We start from the raw sequence: 17388 nt of genomic DNA, 5'->3' as shown, positions 1-17388 counted from the left end.
AACTCTACGGGGTCAGATGTTAAAAAAAATGCTAATATTTAACATTTCAATTCCACCGGCTTTTAACATTTCAATAGCCTGTTCTATATTTTTTTTTCCATCCCCAAGGTTACTCCCTAGTAACAAAACTACCTTATGTTGCGACATATTACAAAAATGATTGATATATGAAAAGTTTTTTTAAAAATGTTTTAGCAAATATAGTGGCAATTGTCATACTATGTGCTGTATTTTTCTTCTTTTTTATAGTCATGCTGGTATTTAGTTCTATGAGTAGTGATAAATCGGTAGTGGTAAAAAAGAACTCAGTTTTAACGATCAATTTAAAGACGATCATAATTGATAGCCCTACTGAAGAACAAACGGGTGTATTTAATATAGGAAATCAGAATAAAAGCATTTTAATATATGAAGCTTTAGAAGCCATTGAAAAAGCTAAAACGGATGACAATATTAAAGGAATCAGTATTGAGGCGGATGATCTAAATGCGGGAATTACGCAAATCGACGATTTAAGGAACGCGATACAGGATTTTAAGAAGAGTGGAAAATTTGTGTATGCTTATGGAAATGCGGCTTCACAGTCATCTTATTACCTGGGATCTGTAGCGGATAAATATTTTTTGAATCCTTCCGGTATGATCGAATTAAAAGGATTGGCTACAGAAGTTACCTTTTTCAAAGATTTTGCGGATAAATACGGAATCGGAATTGAAGTGATCCGTCATGGAAAATTTAAATCTGCAGTAGAACCGTTTTTACGAAATGATATTTCTCCAGAAAATAAAGAGCAATTAAGTACTCTTCTTAACGATCTGTGGAAAAATACATCTTCGAAAATTGCAGCATCAAGAAAAATTGATTCATTACAGTTTAAGACTATTGTTGATAGTTTGTATGGTATGATTCCTGAACAAAGTCTGAAGTATAAACTGGCAGATCAGCTTATTCAGAAAACAGAATATGATGAGCTTATTAAATCTAAGCTAAGCTTAAAAGAAAAAGATAAGCTGAACAAAATTTCATTAGGAAAGTATATCAACTCTTATTCTGATGATGAAAAATCAGGAGATAAAGTAGCGGTATTGTATGCTTCCGGTTCTATAAACAATGGAGATGGTTATAATGAAATTTACTCTGAAAAATACATTAAGTATATTAAGGATCTTCAGGAAAATGATAAAGTAAAAGCAGTTGTATTCAGGATCAATTCCCCGGGAGGAAGTGCTAATGCATCCGATGAGATCTTGTTTGAGCTTCAGCAGCTAAAAAAGAAAAAACCACTGATTGTTTCTTTTGGTGATTATGCCGCGTCAGGAGGGTATTATATTGCAATGGCTGCAGATAAAATTTATTCTGAACCTAATACCTTGACCGGATCAATTGGAGTTTTTGGAGTAATTCCTTATTTCAAGGATATTGCCAATAAGAATGGAATCCGATCAGATATTGTCGCTACGAATGCCAATTCGCAATATTATTCAGGTTTGAACGGTGTAACTCCATATGGTGTAAGTATGATTACAAAAAGTGTGGAAGGAACATATAAAAGATTTGTACACTTTGTAACCCAAAACAGAAAACAGACATTTGAGCAGATCGATAACATTGGTGGCGGAAGAGTCTGGAGTGGTGTAAGAGCTAAACAAATCGGTTTGGTGGATGAATTGGGAACATTAAATGATGCCGTGAAATTTGCAGCGCAAAAAGCAGGATTGAAGTCTTATAATGTGGCCTCATATCCTAAGAAGATGTCTCCTTTTGAACAAATATTTAAAGACCTGAATGAAGATGATATTTCTGCAAGAGTTATCAAAAGTAAAATAGGTAAAGCCAATTATGAAATTTTACAACAGATTACAGAAGAGAAACTAAGATCTGAGGTAAAAATGGAAATGCCTTATCAGATAAAGATCAACTAAATTATTATATTGTTTTAAAAAAAGACCGGCTTGAATTTCAAGTCGGTCTTTTAATTTTTGATAAAATATTTTTTTAGCTTTTCTTTGAGGCCATTCCAAAAATCCAAAGGACGATAAGTGAACCTCCCACTGCTAATAACATGCTTCTGAAGTCAAAGTTTTCAACTGTTCCCCAGCCGATTAAACTTCCAACAAATCCACCTACGAAAGCTCCAACGATTCCTAGTATAATGGTCATAAGCCAACCACCACCTTGTGTTCCAGGCATAATAAGTTTAGCTATTGCACCTGCGATAAGACCAAAAATGATCCAAGTTAAAATTCCCATAGTTTTAAATTTTAATTGTTAATATGTATGAAATGTGTTTTGCAAATTCAGGAAGAATATGATATAAATCATCTCTTCTTGAAGAATGAGTCAACAAATTCCGTACCATTAAACAATTGCAAATCCTGCATTTTCTCCCCAACCCCTATGTATTTCACTGGAATCTGAAACTGATCAGAAATGCCTATAACCACTCCTCCTTTGGCTGTTCCATCTAATTTTGTAACGGCTAAAGCGTTTACTTCTGTGGCTGCTGTAAACTGTTTTGCCTGCTCAAATGCGTTTTGACCGGTAGAACCGTCAAGAACTAAAAGAATCTCATGAGGAGCATCAGGAATTACCTTTTGCATTACTCTTTTGATCTTTGAAAGTTCGTTCATTAAGTTCACTTTATTATGGAGCCTTCCTGCCGTATCAATGATCACAACATCGGCACCCTGGGCAACTGCACTTTGAACGGTATCAAAAGCTACGGAGGCAGGATCGGAACCCATTTCCTGCTTTACAATAGGTACGCCGACTCTTTCACTCCAAATGGTCAGCTGATCCACAGCTGCAGCTCTAAAAGTGTCTCCGGCTCCCAAAACTACCTTTTTGCCTTCCGACTTAAACTGATGAGCCAGTTTTCCGATAGTTGTTGTTTTTCCGACTCCGTTTACACCGACAACCATAATAACATACGGCTTTTTTGATGTATCAATATTTCCGGTTCCTGCATGCGGATTTTCGAGAAGTAAGTTTGATATTTCTTCACGAAGAATTTTATCGAGTTCACCTACATTCACATATTTGTCTCTGGCAACACGTTCTTCAATTCTCTGAATGATCTTGATCGTTGTGGATGCACCAACATCCGAAGCAATTAGTATTTCTTCGAGGTCATCTAATACTTCATCATCTACGGTGCTTTTACCGACTACGGCTTTTGTTATTTTTTCAAAGAAACCCTGGCTGGATTTTTCCAATCCTTTATCTAAAGTTTCCTTTTCTTCTTTTTTGAAAATATTTTTAAACCAACTCATAGTTCCGTTCTTATTTATTTTTTTTTAATAACTGCAGTTGCTTCCACTTCGATAAGCACGTCATCTCTGAAGAGCTTGCTTACTTCCACAAGGCTGCTTACGGGAGGATTCTGAAGATGGATATACCGATCTCTGACTTTTCTGAAGTCTGGAGTCTTGGAAATATCTGTAATGAAAATTCCAAGCTTGATAATATCTTTCGTGGTTCCTCCATATTCTTTTAAAATGCTCTCGATATTTTTAAAGATTTGTTCCGTTTGCTTTTCTACGTTATCCATCCCAACTAAATTTCCTTTGGCATCCAGGGGAACCTGTCCTGATAAAAGGATCATTTTTGAGGATCCGCAATCTATGCTTACAGATTGGGAGAGTCCTTTTATCGGGAAAACATTTTCTGAATTTTTATATTCTATATTATTCATTGTGTTTTGACTGAATGAAAAAAGGAACATTGACGTAAAAACCAGAACAACAATCTTTTTCATATCCAATTGTATTAAATTATCTGGTGAGCAAAGATAACAAAAAAACTTCCTGAAAGCTGTCTTTTTTGGCTAAGCTTATTACAGCGGTTTTAAAACATCATATATATGAAATTATAATGTTACAATATCACCCATTCTTGCAATATTATATCCGTTTTTAATGACAGTCTTACTTTCGTTGCTCTCCGGATTTAATAGTTTATTGGTGTGATTGAAATGGATGAAATATACCCTTTTTTTATACTCCGGGCTTAAATTGTTAAACAATTGCATGCTTTCTTCAACCAGGGGATGAGGAATGGTTGAAATATCCCGGTTATTAAGCTCTGTGGCATTGTAAAATGTTGCATCAATAAAAGCATAATCCACCTTTTTTATGAAGTCCGTAATATTGTATTTCCATTTCCCCCATTTGTCAATATCAGGAATAAACAACGCTTTTTTTTCAAGACCTTCGATCAAAAAACCAACTGTTTCTGAAAACTCATCACGGTGAGGGACCTGAATAGGGGTGATTTTTAGATTAGGGCTTAAGGTAACAGGATGCTCATTTTGCATTTCGTTAACCACAATATTTTTTTGAGTCACCAATTGCGACCATGGTCCGTTGTTATTTAAAAATCCTGTTAATTTGGGCATTGCATATACGGGAATATTTTGTGTGGATGCACCTTCTTTTCCCAGATACATTAAACCTGTATAATGTCCTATATGAGCATGCGTTATGAAGATCCCATCAATTATTTTTGGTGTTGTATGTTCTTGTTGCAGTAGTTGTAACTGAGAAGAAATATCAGGACTGGCATCAAGAAGATAATTTTTTTGGTATTGATGATCCATTACTCCCATGGATATGATCTTTCGTTTTAAATCAGGATTTTTCCAAAGGTCTTTACAACATTCTTTGTTACATCCTAATTGAGGAGAACCTGCGTCCTGAACATTTCCTAATACAATGAGCTGTATTCCTGTTTTACTTTTCTCTGCTGTTGGTGCCTTTCTACTATTGCAGCTCGCTATAAGTAGTAGGAATGTACATAAAATGAAATTTTTCATCAATATTTTTTTACTAAAATAAGTTGTTTTAACTTAAAATATGTAATAAGCAAAAAAACTACTCAAAATATGAGTAGTTTTTATATTGTAAATAAAGTAGGGGATTATTTTTTCAAATAACCATCAACTTCGTCTGCATTCATTACTTTTTCTTCGAAAACGTAAGCACCTGATTTAGATGACTTCACCATTTTCACAACTTTAGTCATTTTTTTTTGACTGACCGCTTTGTAGGGTTGCTACTACTTTTTTTGCCATGGTAAATTATATTTTATAAATTACTTGATTTCTTTATGAAGAGTATATTTCTTAAGAACAGGATTATACTTTTTAAGCTCTAATCTTTCTGTAGTGTTCTTTTTATTTTTAGTAGAAATGTATCTAGACATTCCTGCCATACCGCTTTCTTTGTGCTCTGTACATTCAAGGATTACTTGAACTCTGTTTCCTTTTTTTGCCATGATTCAATTACTTTTTAATCAATCCGTTTCTTACAGCTCTTTCAAGAGCTTCTTCGATTCCAATCTTGTTAATCACTCTCAATCCATGAGCTGATACTTTCAGTGTTACGTGCTTATCTTGCTCCGGAAGGTAAAACTTCTTCTCCAATAAGTTAATTTCAAAACGACGCTTCGTTTTGTTATTAGCGTGAGAAACGTTGTTACCAACCATTGCACGCTTTCCTGTTATTTGGCAAATTCTTGACATATCTCGATGTTCTTATTTGTATAATATTTGAGGTTGCAAAATAACGAAGAATTTTTTAGATAGGCAAATCTTTTAGAAAATATTTACAAATAACATCTTGATTAATAATATTGAAGATTACCTTATATAACAGCTGATTCCTGACAGAGAGCGGGAACTGATATATTTCATGTAAAGATCATAACATTAGATAAATTTATCACATATCTTTGTTTTTAATTAATCTAAATAAAAATAACATGAGGAAGGTCTATGTTTTACTATCTATATTACCGGTCGGTATAATGGCACAAAATTTTTCTGAAGTACAAACGGATATGAAGAATTTTTATTATTCATCCTGTGATGTGGCGGATATTAATGGAGATGGTTTTCAGGATATAGTCGTTAATGGAGCAATAGATACAGATGGAGATGGTAGTGCGGATACTTCATTCAATGAAATATATAAGAATAACGGTACTACAATGACTTCCTATGCTAATCTGGGAGTAGATGTTACTCATCTGGGAGATATCAAATTTATTGATTATAATAATGACGGGCTTGCTGATATTATTTCTACTGGCTTAAGTTATATGGATATCGTTAATTACAAACATTACCGGTTCCGCAATACCGGTTCGGGATTTGTTAAGGAAGCTGAGCTTCCCGGTAAGGTATATGGTTCAATGGAAGTTTTCGATTTTAATCATGACGGGCTGCAGGATTATGCTATTAATGGAGCGCAATACATTAGCGGGACAGGTTTCGTTAATAAATTGGATTATTATCAGAATACAGGGAATGGATTTCTTTTGATTCCGGGTTGGATGGAAGGCACACAAAACAGCAGTTTTAAAATGGTGGATCTGAATAATGATCAGTTGCTGGATATGGTAATTTTGGGATATGATATCAATAGTAATCCGCTATTCAGGGTTTATCTCAATAATTCAGGGGTCCTTACCCTGTCTCAGACGCTTTTATCTTTAGCAAACGGAAAGCTTGAATTTGCCGATTTTAATGCAGACGGTTATCAGGATATTGTGGTAGCTGCTCAGGATGAAAATTATGAGGGATATCTTGGTGTGCTGATGAATGATGGTACCGGCCATTTTAGTCTTCAGCAATTTGACATTCCGGAGTTTTCAGAGCCATCCCTGGCAACAGGGGATCTGAATAATGACGGGTATTATGATTTTATACTGTCTGGAAATGATGAAAATAATAATGCTTTGGTTAAAGTGTTTTTGTTTAATCCTGCCGGTCAAACATTTACTGAAAATATAACAACAGGTTTACATACTTTGGGAGGCCCTGGTTTTGTGCATTTACTTGACTATAACAATGATCATCATCTTGATGTTGTATTGTCCGGATTTGATTGGGCAGATCCGGGAATGCCCTCACTAACTAAAATCTTCAAAAATGTTTCTCCGGAAGCAAATTTAAAACCTTCGCCTCCTGTAAACCTGAATCTTACCAGAAACGGTAACAAGTTTAATTTCTCATGGAGTGGAGCAGGTGATGATAAGACGCCTGTAAATGCTTTGCGGTACGAAATCAAAGTTGGAAAGACTCCCGGAGCTCATGATGTGGCCCGATATGTAATAACAACGCCCTCATGGTTCTTAGATCTTGACCCATCCATTCAGAATGTATATTGGAGCGTAAGATCAATAGATGCCTCAGGAGTATATTCAGATCCTTCTGCAGAAGGAACCTTGGGAACTCAGGATATTATTAAAGATGATGAGTTTTTAATATACCCTAATCCTGCTTCGGAAAAAGTATTTATTAAAGGAAAGCAAATTACTGATGTTGAAATGTATGCAGTAGACGGAAGAAAGTTGACTGTAAAAAAGAATGCGGATCAGTCTGTAAATCTGTTCGGTTTTCCGAAAGGGATTTATTTTCTGAAAGTAAAAATAAAGGATCAATGGACTGTTAAAAAACTTATCATTAAATAATTGAACGTTTTATTAACCGGGAAAAACCAGGTGTCCAGCTGGTTTTTCTCTTTATTGTTTGTATTTGTTTGTGTCGGATCTTCGATATATTAAAGCGGAGAGACGGCTATCGGGAAGCTCAAAAGCTTCCCGTTTTAGTCAATTGAATTTCATTTTTTTTGAAATCTGCTCTGAACTCTTTTAATTAAAAAATAGAAAAGCAAGAAACCTAGTGCAAAAATCGAGATTCTTGATAAAAGGTCCCCGGTCCTTGTATAAAAAGTCTGTTGATCATACAGATTCACTTTCGCAAATAAAGTAGTTTTATCTCCGTAGAAAGTGTCGGCAACAATTTCTCCTCTTGCATCAATGTGTGCTGAAATTCCACTATTGGCTGCGCGGGCAATTTCTCTACGGGTTTCAATGGCTCTTAATTTGGCATAAGACAAAAGTTGCTTATGCCCTTCTGTAACACCCCACCAGGAGTCGTTGGTCATAATGGCTAAAAAGTTAGCCCCTTTTCTCACATAATCCGTAACAAACTCTCCATATATACTTTCATAACAAATAATAGGAGCCAGTTTTCCTTTATTGTAAGGGTTTGAAAAGGCTACCCTTTCTTTGTCTGTACCCAATGATGCTACGGTTCCTCCCAGGTTGAGCATAGCATCTCCTAAAATAGGCTTTAAAACATTCATGTAGGGGAATATTTCCACACCGGGAACTAATTTGCCTTTGTGATAGACTTCTACTTTTTGATTGGGAATGACCTGAATGGCTGAATTGTAGCTGGAAACCCACAGTCCCTGATTGATCTGATAAGCTTCTTTAGGAAGATTGTTCTGATTCAGGTAAAAACGATGCGAAGAAATTCCGGTAGCAAAAACAGAACCTTGATGTTTGGAGAGAAAGTCTTTTATGTTATTCAGAAGTAGGCTTTTTTCAAAAGCAGTTTCCGAAATAGATCCTCTTCCCGGAAGTGCTGTTTCCGGAGCAATATAATAATCAATCTTACCTTTGGAGTTTCTCTCCGCAAGACCAAGAAGGTCATTTTCTATTGTCAGGCTGTCCGTCGAATATTTTTCTGCATATGGATCAAGATCAGGTTGGAGTAATAAAACATTTACCTGGCCTGTCGGTTTTTCATCAAAATTATTATACTTAATTATTGAAATAATCATTGGAATGACGATTATAGCTACGGCAATCGATGTATTTTTGATAAGATCTTTTCTTTTGCGTCCTGCTTCCCAAGTCCTTATGGTATAAAAAATAAAAAGGTTGACGATCAGGATCCAGAAGCTGCCTCCTGTAGCTCCCAGGGTATCATACCACTGGATTAATTTCGGATAATCGGAAAATGCATTGCCGAGATTAAGCCATGGCCATGTAAGTTCCCAGCTCATATGAAATTTCTCAAATCCCATCCAGATAGCGATAAGAAATGCAAATCCCCAGTAGGTTCCCTGTGCATTTTTATACCAATGGTAACATTGGAACATCAGGGAGTATAAAAATGAATTGACGAGAACAGGAAATACAACGGCCATTAATGAATGACTGCCATCCGGGTTTCTTGAACCGTACAGCCATCCTGTTGTCACAATATTCCAGATCACAAAACATAGATAGGAAAGTCCGAAAACTACCCAGCTTTTTCTGTTAAAGCTTGAAAATTTAGAAACGCCATGTTCCATCATAAGGAGAGGAACAAGAGCAAAGAAAATAAAGAACGGAATCCCGTAAGTTGGCCATGATATGGACAGCAGCATCGCTGAAATGAGCGTAAGTAGAACGTATTTCATTACATTAGATTAACATACAAATTTAATGTTTTTGAAATGAATAAATCTGCAATTGAGGGTAAAGAAATTGCAGAGGCTTATTATTATACCTCGAACACTATTTTTACTGTACTTTATGTAGTGGATTTAGCCGTTTAGTTCTTTAGCGCGATTTTCTGCATTTAGAATCCCTTTCCCGATAGCTTCCTTTAATCCTTTTTCTTCAAAAGTCTTTAGAGCTGCTTCGGTAGTACCTCCTTTCGAGGCAACATCTTTTATTAATTCTTCAAGGCTTTTTTCGGAGTTATTCATCAGATGGTAGGCGCCCAACATGGTTTGTTTAACGAAAAGTTTAGAGAGGTTTTCATCAATTCCCATTTCTACACCGGCCTTAATCATTGCATCAACAATGTAATAAAAATAAGCAGGGCCACTTCCGGACAAAGCGGTTACACCGTCCAATAGTTCTTCGTCTTCCAAATAAACCGATCTTCCTGTGCTGTTGAGAAGCCTTTCAATAATAATAAGCTGACTGAAAGAAATACCTTCCGCGGAGGTATATCCCGTAATGCCCATTCCTAAAAGAGTGGGGGAGTTAGGCATCGCTCTGACCACCATTCGATGGTTTAATAATTTCTGAATCTTCTGTATTTTAATTCCGGCCATAATGGATAAAATCATCTGATTTTCTTTAAGAGTAAATTGAATCTTATCCACCACATTCTGAAAGTCCTGTGGTTTTACAGCGATAATAATAAGATCAGCATCCAGCTCCCTAACTTCATCGAACGTAGAAATTTTTGAATGGGGAAATTCTTCCGATATTTTGGCGAATTTAGATTCGTTTCTCGTAATCAGATGCAGATCTGCAGGTTTTATTAACTCATATTTCAGGAAAGATTTTGAAAATGATAACCCCATATTTCCTGCTCCCAGAATGGCTATTTTCATATTGTGCTTTTTTTATTCTAAACGAAAATATTATTTTTTGTAATTAGTTTTTCTATTTTATATGATATTTACTTCTCTCTCCAGCTCTATTCCAAACTTTTCCTTTACAGAGTTAATGATTAATGTGGAGAAATCATAAATTTCTTTTCCTGTAGCATTTCCTGTAGCGTTAATGATAACGAGCGATTGTAATCGGTGTGAAGCTACGTTTCCTATTTGCTTACCCTTCCATCCGCATTGCTCAATCAGCCATCCTGCGGGAACTTTTACCTGATCTCCATTAGGGTATCCCTGAATATTTTCGAATTTTAGTTTAAGGTCTTCAAACTGGGATTGCGGAATTGTCGGATTTTTAAAAAAACTGCCTGCATTTCCGATCAGTTTAGGATCTGGAAGTTTGCTTTGTCTGATATTGATCACAGCATTGGAAACATCCTGTATGGTAGGATTTTTAATGTTTAATTTCTCCAGCTCTCCTGTAATCGCACCATATTCAGTTTTGATGATATGATTTTTCTTTGTCAGCTTGAACGTTACGTCCAGAATCACATACTTTCCTTTTCCTTCTTGTTTGAAAATAGAATCCCTGTAGCCGAACCGGCACTGTTCCAGATCGAATATTTCAACTTCAAGAGTTTCCAGGTTCAGGACAGAGCATTGAACAAAGATGTCTTTTATTTCAGTTCCGTAAGCGCCGATATTCTGCATGGGAGAGGTACCCACATTTCCCGGGATTAAAGATAGATTTTCCAGTCCGCCATAATTATTATCCAGGCAGTACATGACAAACCCATGCCAGTTCTCACCAGCATTTGCTGTTACCAGGATATTGTTTTCGTCCTGATTTTTTTCGGTTATTCCTTTCAGATTGAGAAGAATGACAATACCATCGAAATCTTTTGTAAGTAAAACGTTACTTCCGCCGCCCAAAAATAAGAGCGGTAAAGAGTGAGATCTGGAGAATAGGATTGCTTCTTTCAGCTCATCAATGGTTGTTACTTCTGTAAAATATTTTGCTTTCGCTTCAACGCCAAAGGTATTGTAGGGTTTTAGGGAAAAATTATCGTGCATAGGCTTGTTGGTATTCTTTAGGAAGAATCTCTTCTATTCTGTTTTTAAGAGTTTGCAGTTGGGAATAATGAATCGTGTCCTGATAAGCATTCACGTAGACATGTGCCTTTTTCGGTGTCCTGATCTGAAAAGTTTCGTCAACTCCATCTACCGATTGGGCGCTGGGAGAGCTTTTAATGCTGTTCAGGGTTCGTACGTCAAGACTTGAAACCAGGTGCTTCCATTTGTTAGCATGCATTGAAGAGCTCCAGTACTGGTGTGTCTTTTTTGCTGTTGTGCCTTTTTCTAGGGAAATGGAATCCTTAGTAACTTTTATAATCCTGTAGTCTCCAAGAATGCCACCAATATTTGAAACGCTTATGAAAGTGATTTCGTTAGGATTTTGTGGAGCAGGAGCTTTTTTCTCCTTTGGGGAGCATGAAAAAAGTGTCAGCAATAAAAACATTGAAAATAATATTCTCAAAACGAAATTTCTTACTGCTGACATTGTGTTATTTATAGATTGAACTCTAATTTATATTGTTTTAGTGCTTCTTTTAGAATTTCAACACTTCTTCTTAAATCCTGCTCTTTTAGTACATAAGCAATTCTTACCTGTTTTTTACCCAGTTCAGGATCGCTATAGAAACCACCTGCCGGTGCTACCATGATTGTTTCTTTATTAAGCGAAAACTTTTCCAGCAACCATTGAGCGAATTTCTCAGTGTCATCTACAGGAAGTTGTGCCACACAATAGAAGGCTCCTTTCGGTTTAGGACAGATTACTCCGGGAATAGCATTTAACAGATCCACCAAAACGTTTCTTCTGTGGGTATATTCCTCCCTTACCGCGCGGATATATGCTCCGTCATTGTGGTGTGCAGCTGTAGCTGCAATTTGCCCTAAAAGAACAGGACTTAATCTGGCCTGTGCAAATAGCATTGCTGCATCGTGTATTTTTTTTTGAACGTGTAATCATACAGCCGATTCTTACACCACACATGGAATATCTCTTTGATTCTGAGTCTATAATGATGCAGTTTTCACTTAATTCCGGAAAAGAAAGCATAGATACCTGCTGTTTTCCATCATATACATATTCCCTGTATACTTCGTCGGAAATTACAACGATATCATATTTTAAAGCAATTTCTGCCAGCTTCTGGAGCTCCTCACGGGTATAAAGGTATCCTGTTGGGTTTCCGGGATTGCAGATAACGATAGCTCTTGTTTTTTCAGTGATCTTTTTCTCGAATTCTTCAATTGGAGGTAAAGCAAAACCTGTTTCTATAGTCGATGGAACAGCTACAACGTTGACATTGAATGTGCTTGCAAATCCATTGTAATTGGCATAGTAAGGCTCAGGGATAATAACTTCGTCTCCATCGTCACATAATGTGGAAATAGCAAAATTTAATGCTTCAGAACCTCCGTTGGTTACAATGAAATTATCAGGAGTAAGATCCGCAAACCCCAAAGAATGATAATAGTCTGTAAGTGCTTTTCTATATTCCAGGTTTCCTTCAGAAAGAGCATATTCCAATACTTTTAAATCAATATTTTTTAAAGCATTTAAAGCCGTTTCCGGAGTTTCAATATCCGGTTGTCCGATATTAAGGTGATATACTTTAATTCCTTTCTGCTTTGCTTGAAGAGAAAAAGGAACCAGCTTTCTTACCGGCGATGGCGGCATATGTTGTGCTCTGTTTGATATATTCGGCATTGTTTGAAAAATTTGTATGGCAAAAATAACACTTAATTTTTCAATATTAAAATTATAAGGAACACTATATAATTATATTTCATGCATTAAATTGTTCTTTGAGGTTAAAATCTATAATCCCCTGATTGTCTTTTCAATATTTATTTAATTTTAGTATTGATGATTGTTTTTAATTTTTATTTTAATTATTGTTGATTATGTATATTATAATATTAAATTATTATATATTGTTTAAATAAAGTTGTTTTGTGTTGATTTTTTTATAAATTTACTGAGCTAATGTTAAATACTATGAAAATAAATCTACTTTTTGGAGCATTAAGTACGTGTGCTCTGTTTTTCGGGTCAGATGCGATGGCTCAAAACTTTCAAACAATGCCTGTACAATCAGGATATACTGCAGATGTTATTGCGAATGGGATAGGTTCATCCATGACGTCTACAACAATGGATGTAGATGGGGTTTCCTTTGCATTTGTGGCAAGGGACTTCCAGCTTACTTCCTCAAGTACCCCTATTAATTATGGAATTCCTGTAAATGGAATTATCAATTCAGTAGTGGGAAGTACACCAGGCCTCAGCTATCAGTTGGGAGATCTAAGTGGAAATAACTCTTTAAGGCTTGCGACCATAGGCCAGTCCGGAACTTTGGTTTTTGGAACTCCCAAGGCGGCTTTTAAACTGTACATGCTTTCAACAAGTGGTAGTGGGACATCTACCGTAAGTGCTACGGTAACTTTTACAGATAATACTACTCAGGTATTTTCAGGCCTTGCCCTTTCGGATTGGTATGGGGGATCGAATTATGCCATCCAGGGAATCGGAAGGATTAACAGGACAAATAACGTATTGGAATCCAGTACGACAAATCCCAGATTATATCAATCTGTACTTACCATTGATGCGGCTAATGTTACGAAACCAATACAGAGCATAACCATTGCGAAAAGTGCCGGGTCAGGAATTTCGAATATTTTTGCGTTTTCAGCGGATGCTTTCACAGATTGTTCGGCTCCGACGCTTCAGCCTGTAGGAACACTTACTTCAAATTCAGCGCAGGTTTCGTGGACAATTCCTCCGACAACAACAGCAGCAAGTTATGATGTGTATTACAGTACAACAAACACGCCTCCTACAAGTGCTACAACTCCGAATATTGCGGGAGTTACCGGAACATCAACTACTATTGGAAGCTTGTCTTCATCAACAACCTATTATTATTGGGTGAGAACGAATTGTACAACGGCAACAAGCCAGAGCGGATGGTCAATTGGTGGTACTTTTACAACCTTATGCGGAGCAATGATACCTCCGTATACAAACACTTTTGATTCTATACCTGGAAATTGCTGGGCAAATAATCTTTCCGGAGGTACCCCTACAACAGGCCCTACGGGATCTACAACATATTGGGTGCAGGATGGATTTTTAAATGTAGGGACCACAGGTTCCATAAGAATCAATCTTTACACGACAAATAGCACAGGATGGCTAAAAACAGTACCATTTGATCTTTCAGCAGGTGGTTACAAAGTAAAATTTGATTACGGAGCAACAACCTATTCAGGAACTGCTTCTTCTCCAATGGGTTCTGATGATATAATACATTTTATGGTCTCCAATGATGGTGGAAGTACTTGGAATATATTGAAGACTTGGGATGTAAACAGCCCGGCTACTAATGTATCGACTAATTATTCTTATGATCTGGTAAGTAACACCAGTGCAAATACAGTCTTTGCCTTTTATGGAACGGACGGAGCAGTAGATGATGCTCCGGATTATAATTTCTTTGTTGACAACTTTACGGTAGAATCTGCACAACTAAGCACTTCTGAAGTAAACGCAAACAAAAAAACGGTGAATGTTCATCCGAATCCTTTCAAAGATGTATTGTATATTTCAGATACCAAAGATGTTAAAGCTGTTACGGTTACGGATGTGGCAGGAAGGTTGGTGAAAACGATTGAAAATCCGACGAAAGAAATCAATTTAAGTACATTGAATTCAGGGTTGTATTTTGTGAATATTCAATTTAAAGACGGTTCAAAAACAACAGTAAAGGCTATCAAACAATAGATCCTTAATATAGACTATAAAGAAAGGCAGTTATGAGAATGACTGCCTTTTTTATTTTATATATAATGATATGAAGTTGTCTTTTAATTTTGTTATTTTGAAAACTGATAAAACTGAACGAATATGCAAATCCATACAACCTCTATAGAAGAGTATATCGCCCGGATTCCTGAAGAAAGGAAAGAGGCTTTTAAAAAAACTGTTTGATGCTGTAAACAATAATTTACCCAAAGGCTTTAGTAGCAATACTGGTTATGGAATGGTAGGGTGGGGCGTTCCGTTGGAAACTTATCCCGCCGGATACCATTGTACACCCGGATCACCTCTTCCGTTTATCAGCCTGGCTTCCCAAAAGAATTTTATTGCTCTCTATCATATGGGAATCTACGCAAAGCCGGATCTTCTGGAGTGGTTTGTTGAAGAATTTCCGAAGCATTCAACGAAAAAGCTTGATATGGGGAAATCCTGTATCCGTTTTAAAAAAATGGAGGATATTCCTTTTGAACTAATTGCTGAGCTAAGTAAAAAAATGACCGTCGAAGACTGGATTGAATGTTATGAATCAAATTTTAAAAAATAACCCGGTTTATCCTGTTGTATGCATTGTTCTTTTATTTCTGATATCAGCATGCAAAAGCATTAAAAATGAAGATCTTAAAAATGGGGACTTACTTTTTGTAACGGCAAAAGAGTCTGGTTTGTCGGGAGCGATCAATAATGTAACACAAAGGCAAAAAAATGCTTCTTTTGATCATATCGGTATTCTGAAAAAAGAAGGTAATGCATTTTTTGTATTGCATGCAGCTCCTGAAGGAGGATCTCAAAAACAGTCCCTTAAGAATTTTGTAAAGGCTCAGGTGAAGGATCAGCAAAATGTTGTAGTGTACCGGCTAAAAGATAATTATCAATATACCATTCCGTCTGCTATTGCAAAAGCTGAATCAATGATCGGGAAACCTTATAATTTCAATTATATTCTGGATGACAATTCCTATTATTGTTCGGATTTTATTGAAAGAGCATTTAGAGAGTATCATATTTTTAAGCTGGAGCCGATGACATTTATTGATCCTAAGACAGGAAAGACCAACCTGTTCTGGGAAGAATTCTATGAAAAAAAGAAACTTAAAGTACCTGAAGGAGAACCCGGTTGTAATCCTAATGGATTGGCTGCCTCAGATAAATTGGAAAGAATAAAACAGCTGTAAAAATAAGGAGAAGTGAAGAGCTTCTCTTTTTTTATGTTAAAATTGAAAAATATTAGTCTACTAATTTGGTGGACTAATATTTTTTTATATTTTTGCTAAAGATTTAACGCAATAAGAAAATGTGAAATCAAAGTAGTCTAACCAAAAAAGTTGAGTGATGATAACACCAAATCCGAACCTGCAGGTTTTACAAAATAAAATTAACCTGCCAAAAAAAGAATTAATACTGGAAATAGAATTAAATGGCAAAATGAAGTTTGAAAACATTCTGAATGTCATTTATAACCAGTTCGGAATTTGTCACAGGGTGTTATCTGCCAATGTGGAATATATAGAGGGACGTAATTTTGGTTCAGTACAGTTGTACATTAATGCAGACTCAGATGATTGCCGGCAGCTTGAGCATTATCTGAATAAAAATAAACTTTTAAATACCAGTGTGGAGTATACCTGCAGGAAGTATTTTTAGGGGAGATTCATATAGTTTTAATTACGAAAGTGTTCCGGTTTACCGGGCACTTTTTTTTTATGGTAAACAGTATCTGAAAAAATAGTACTTTTAACTACAATAAATTAAAAATCTATGACCATACTAATTATCATTGTCGCTGTAATTGTTTTGTTTCTTTTATATGGAGTTTCTATTTATAATCGTTTGGTGAAACTGAGGAACCTGGTTCAGGAAGGGTGGAGCAGTATTGATGTTATGCTTAAAAAACGTCATGATCTTATTCCGAACCTTGTAGAAACGGTGAAAGGATATGCAACCCACGAGCGTGAAACTTTAGATAGTGTTACAAGAGCGAGGTCTCAGGCTATAGGAGCTAATTCTGTTGAAGCTAAGGAAGCAGCTGAAAAAAATCTGAACCAAGCCATGATGAATCTTTTTGCCGTAGCTGAACAGTATCCTGATCTGAAAGCCAATACCAATTTTCAGCAGCTTCAATCGGAGCTTACTTCTATAGAGAATGATATTGAAAAATCAAGAAGGTATTACAACGGAACGGTTCGTGAGAATAACACGCTGGTAGAATCTTTTCCAAGCAATATCATTGCTAATATGTATAAATTTGAAAAATCTGCTTTCTTTGAATTACAAAATATAGCTGAAAGAGAAGTTCCATCTGTGAAATTTTAAGCA

The 17388-nt window shown here is 36.1% G+C and carries 16 protein-coding genes and 3 pseudogenes; 7 read left to right on the top strand and 12 right to left on the bottom strand.

The features are described from left to right. The first annotated feature begins 167 nt into the window (after positions 1 to 167). Positions 168 to 1922, top strand: a complete 1755-nt coding sequence (gene sppA / locus ACJ5H0_RS09460; RefSeq protein ID WP_306614075.1) for a signal peptide peptidase SppA — start codon at positions 168 to 170, stop codon at positions 1920 to 1922. Between the two features lie 73 nt (positions 1923 to 1995). Here sppA and ACJ5H0_RS09455 read toward each other — a convergent pair whose 3' ends face one another. The 7 genes and pseudogenes from ACJ5H0_RS09455 to rpmB form a co-directional block, all read right to left on the bottom strand. After that, positions 1996 to 2250, bottom strand: coding sequence for a GlsB/YeaQ/YmgE family stress response membrane protein (locus ACJ5H0_RS09455; RefSeq protein WP_089027653.1), 255 nt, complete (start codon positions 2248 to 2250; stop codon positions 1996 to 1998). Between the two features lie 68 nt (positions 2251 to 2318). Further along, a complete protein-coding gene (ftsY, locus tag ACJ5H0_RS09450) occupies positions 2319 to 3272 on the bottom strand; it encodes a signal recognition particle-docking protein FtsY (protein WP_172280285.1) in 954 nt (317 codons plus the stop codon). Between the two features lie 14 nt (positions 3273 to 3286). Further along, on the bottom strand, positions 3287 to 3757 hold the full coding sequence (locus ACJ5H0_RS09445) for a RidA family protein (protein ID WP_411249110.1): 471 nt from the start codon (positions 3755 to 3757) through the stop codon (positions 3287 to 3289). Positions 3758 to 3868: 111 nt separating this feature from the next. Further along, complete coding sequence (locus ACJ5H0_RS09440) at positions 3869 to 4813, bottom strand: MBL fold metallo-hydrolase (RefSeq protein WP_411249108.1); 945 nt, start codon at positions 4811 to 4813, stop codon at positions 3869 to 3871. Positions 4814 to 4917: 104 nt separating this feature from the next. Beyond that, positions 4918 to 5071, bottom strand: a pseudogene (locus ACJ5H0_RS09435) (DUF4295 domain-containing protein). A 20-nt stretch (positions 5072 to 5091) separates the two neighbouring features. Next, complete coding sequence (rpmG, locus tag ACJ5H0_RS09430; protein ID WP_034683820.1) at positions 5092 to 5274, bottom strand: 50S ribosomal protein L33; 183 nt, start codon at positions 5272 to 5274, stop codon at positions 5092 to 5094. Between the two features lie 7 nt (positions 5275 to 5281). Beyond that, positions 5282 to 5521 carry a 50S ribosomal protein L28 gene (gene rpmB / locus ACJ5H0_RS09425; RefSeq protein WP_007841810.1) on the bottom strand — a complete coding sequence of 80 codons (240 nt, stop codon included), beginning with the start codon at positions 5519 to 5521 and terminating at the stop codon, positions 5282 to 5284. Between the two features lie 239 nt (positions 5522 to 5760). On the opposite strand from rpmB, the gene ACJ5H0_RS09420 reads away from it, so the two are divergent. Then, on the top strand, positions 5761 to 7473 hold the full coding sequence (locus tag ACJ5H0_RS09420; protein WP_411249105.1) for a T9SS type A sorting domain-containing protein: 1713 nt from the start codon (positions 5761 to 5763) through the stop codon (positions 7471 to 7473). A 149-nt stretch (positions 7474 to 7622) separates the two neighbouring features. On the opposite strand, the gene lnt is transcribed toward ACJ5H0_RS09420, so the two are convergent. From lnt to ACJ5H0_RS09395, 5 genes and pseudogenes are all read right to left on the bottom strand, one after another. Continuing rightward, complete coding sequence (gene lnt / locus ACJ5H0_RS09415) at positions 7623 to 9257, bottom strand: apolipoprotein N-acyltransferase (protein WP_411249103.1); 1635 nt, start codon at positions 9255 to 9257, stop codon at positions 7623 to 7625. 126 nt (positions 9258 to 9383) lie between these two features. Beyond that, entirely contained in the window at positions 9384 to 10187 is an 804-nt protein-coding gene (proC, locus tag ACJ5H0_RS09410; protein WP_306614064.1) for a pyrroline-5-carboxylate reductase, read from the bottom strand. A 57-nt stretch (positions 10188 to 10244) separates the two neighbouring features. Next, positions 10245 to 11258 (bottom strand): UDP-N-acetylmuramate dehydrogenase, encoded by a 1014-nt coding sequence (gene murB, locus ACJ5H0_RS09405; protein WP_411249101.1) that lies wholly within the window; start codon positions 11256 to 11258, stop codon positions 10245 to 10247. Continuing rightward, a complete protein-coding gene (locus ACJ5H0_RS09400; protein ID WP_411249099.1) occupies positions 11248 to 11745 on the bottom strand; it encodes a hypothetical protein in 498 nt (165 codons plus the stop codon). Before ACJ5H0_RS09400 ends, murB begins: the two co-directional genes overlap by 11 nt. Before the next feature lie 8 nt (positions 11746 to 11753). Further along, a pseudogene (locus ACJ5H0_RS09395) lies at positions 11754 to 12960 on the bottom strand (pyridoxal phosphate-dependent aminotransferase). Positions 12961 to 13251: 291 nt separating this feature from the next. Here ACJ5H0_RS09395 and ACJ5H0_RS09390 point away from each other — a divergent pair. From ACJ5H0_RS09390 to ACJ5H0_RS09370, 5 genes and pseudogenes are all read left to right on the top strand, one after another. Continuing rightward, positions 13252 to 15039 (top strand): T9SS type A sorting domain-containing protein, encoded by a 1788-nt coding sequence (locus ACJ5H0_RS09390; protein ID WP_411249096.1) that lies wholly within the window; start codon positions 13252 to 13254, stop codon positions 15037 to 15039. 123 nt (positions 15040 to 15162) lie between these two features. Next, a pseudogene (locus tag ACJ5H0_RS09385) lies at positions 15163 to 15619 on the top strand (DUF1801 domain-containing protein). Further along, positions 15597 to 16247, top strand: coding sequence for a YiiX/YebB-like N1pC/P60 family cysteine hydrolase (locus tag ACJ5H0_RS09380; RefSeq protein WP_411249094.1), 651 nt, complete (start codon positions 15597 to 15599; stop codon positions 16245 to 16247). The pseudogene ACJ5H0_RS09385 and the gene ACJ5H0_RS09380 overlap by 23 nt, the downstream one beginning before the upstream one ends. A gap of 157 nt (positions 16248 to 16404) precedes the next feature. Next, a complete protein-coding gene (locus tag ACJ5H0_RS09375) occupies positions 16405 to 16716 on the top strand; it encodes an NIL domain-containing protein (protein WP_172280263.1) in 312 nt (103 codons plus the stop codon). 114 nt (positions 16717 to 16830) lie between these two features. Then, positions 16831 to 17385 (top strand): LemA family protein, encoded by a 555-nt coding sequence (locus tag ACJ5H0_RS09370; protein ID WP_172280261.1) that lies wholly within the window; start codon positions 16831 to 16833, stop codon positions 17383 to 17385. The last annotated feature ends 3 nt before the right edge of the window (positions 17386 to 17388 follow it).

Source organism: Chryseobacterium proteolyticum (assembly GCF_046591535.1).
Classification (GTDB): domain Bacteria; phylum Bacteroidota; class Bacteroidia; order Flavobacteriales; family Weeksellaceae; genus Chryseobacterium; species Chryseobacterium proteolyticum.
This window is presented reverse-complemented; position numbering and strand designations above follow the sequence as displayed.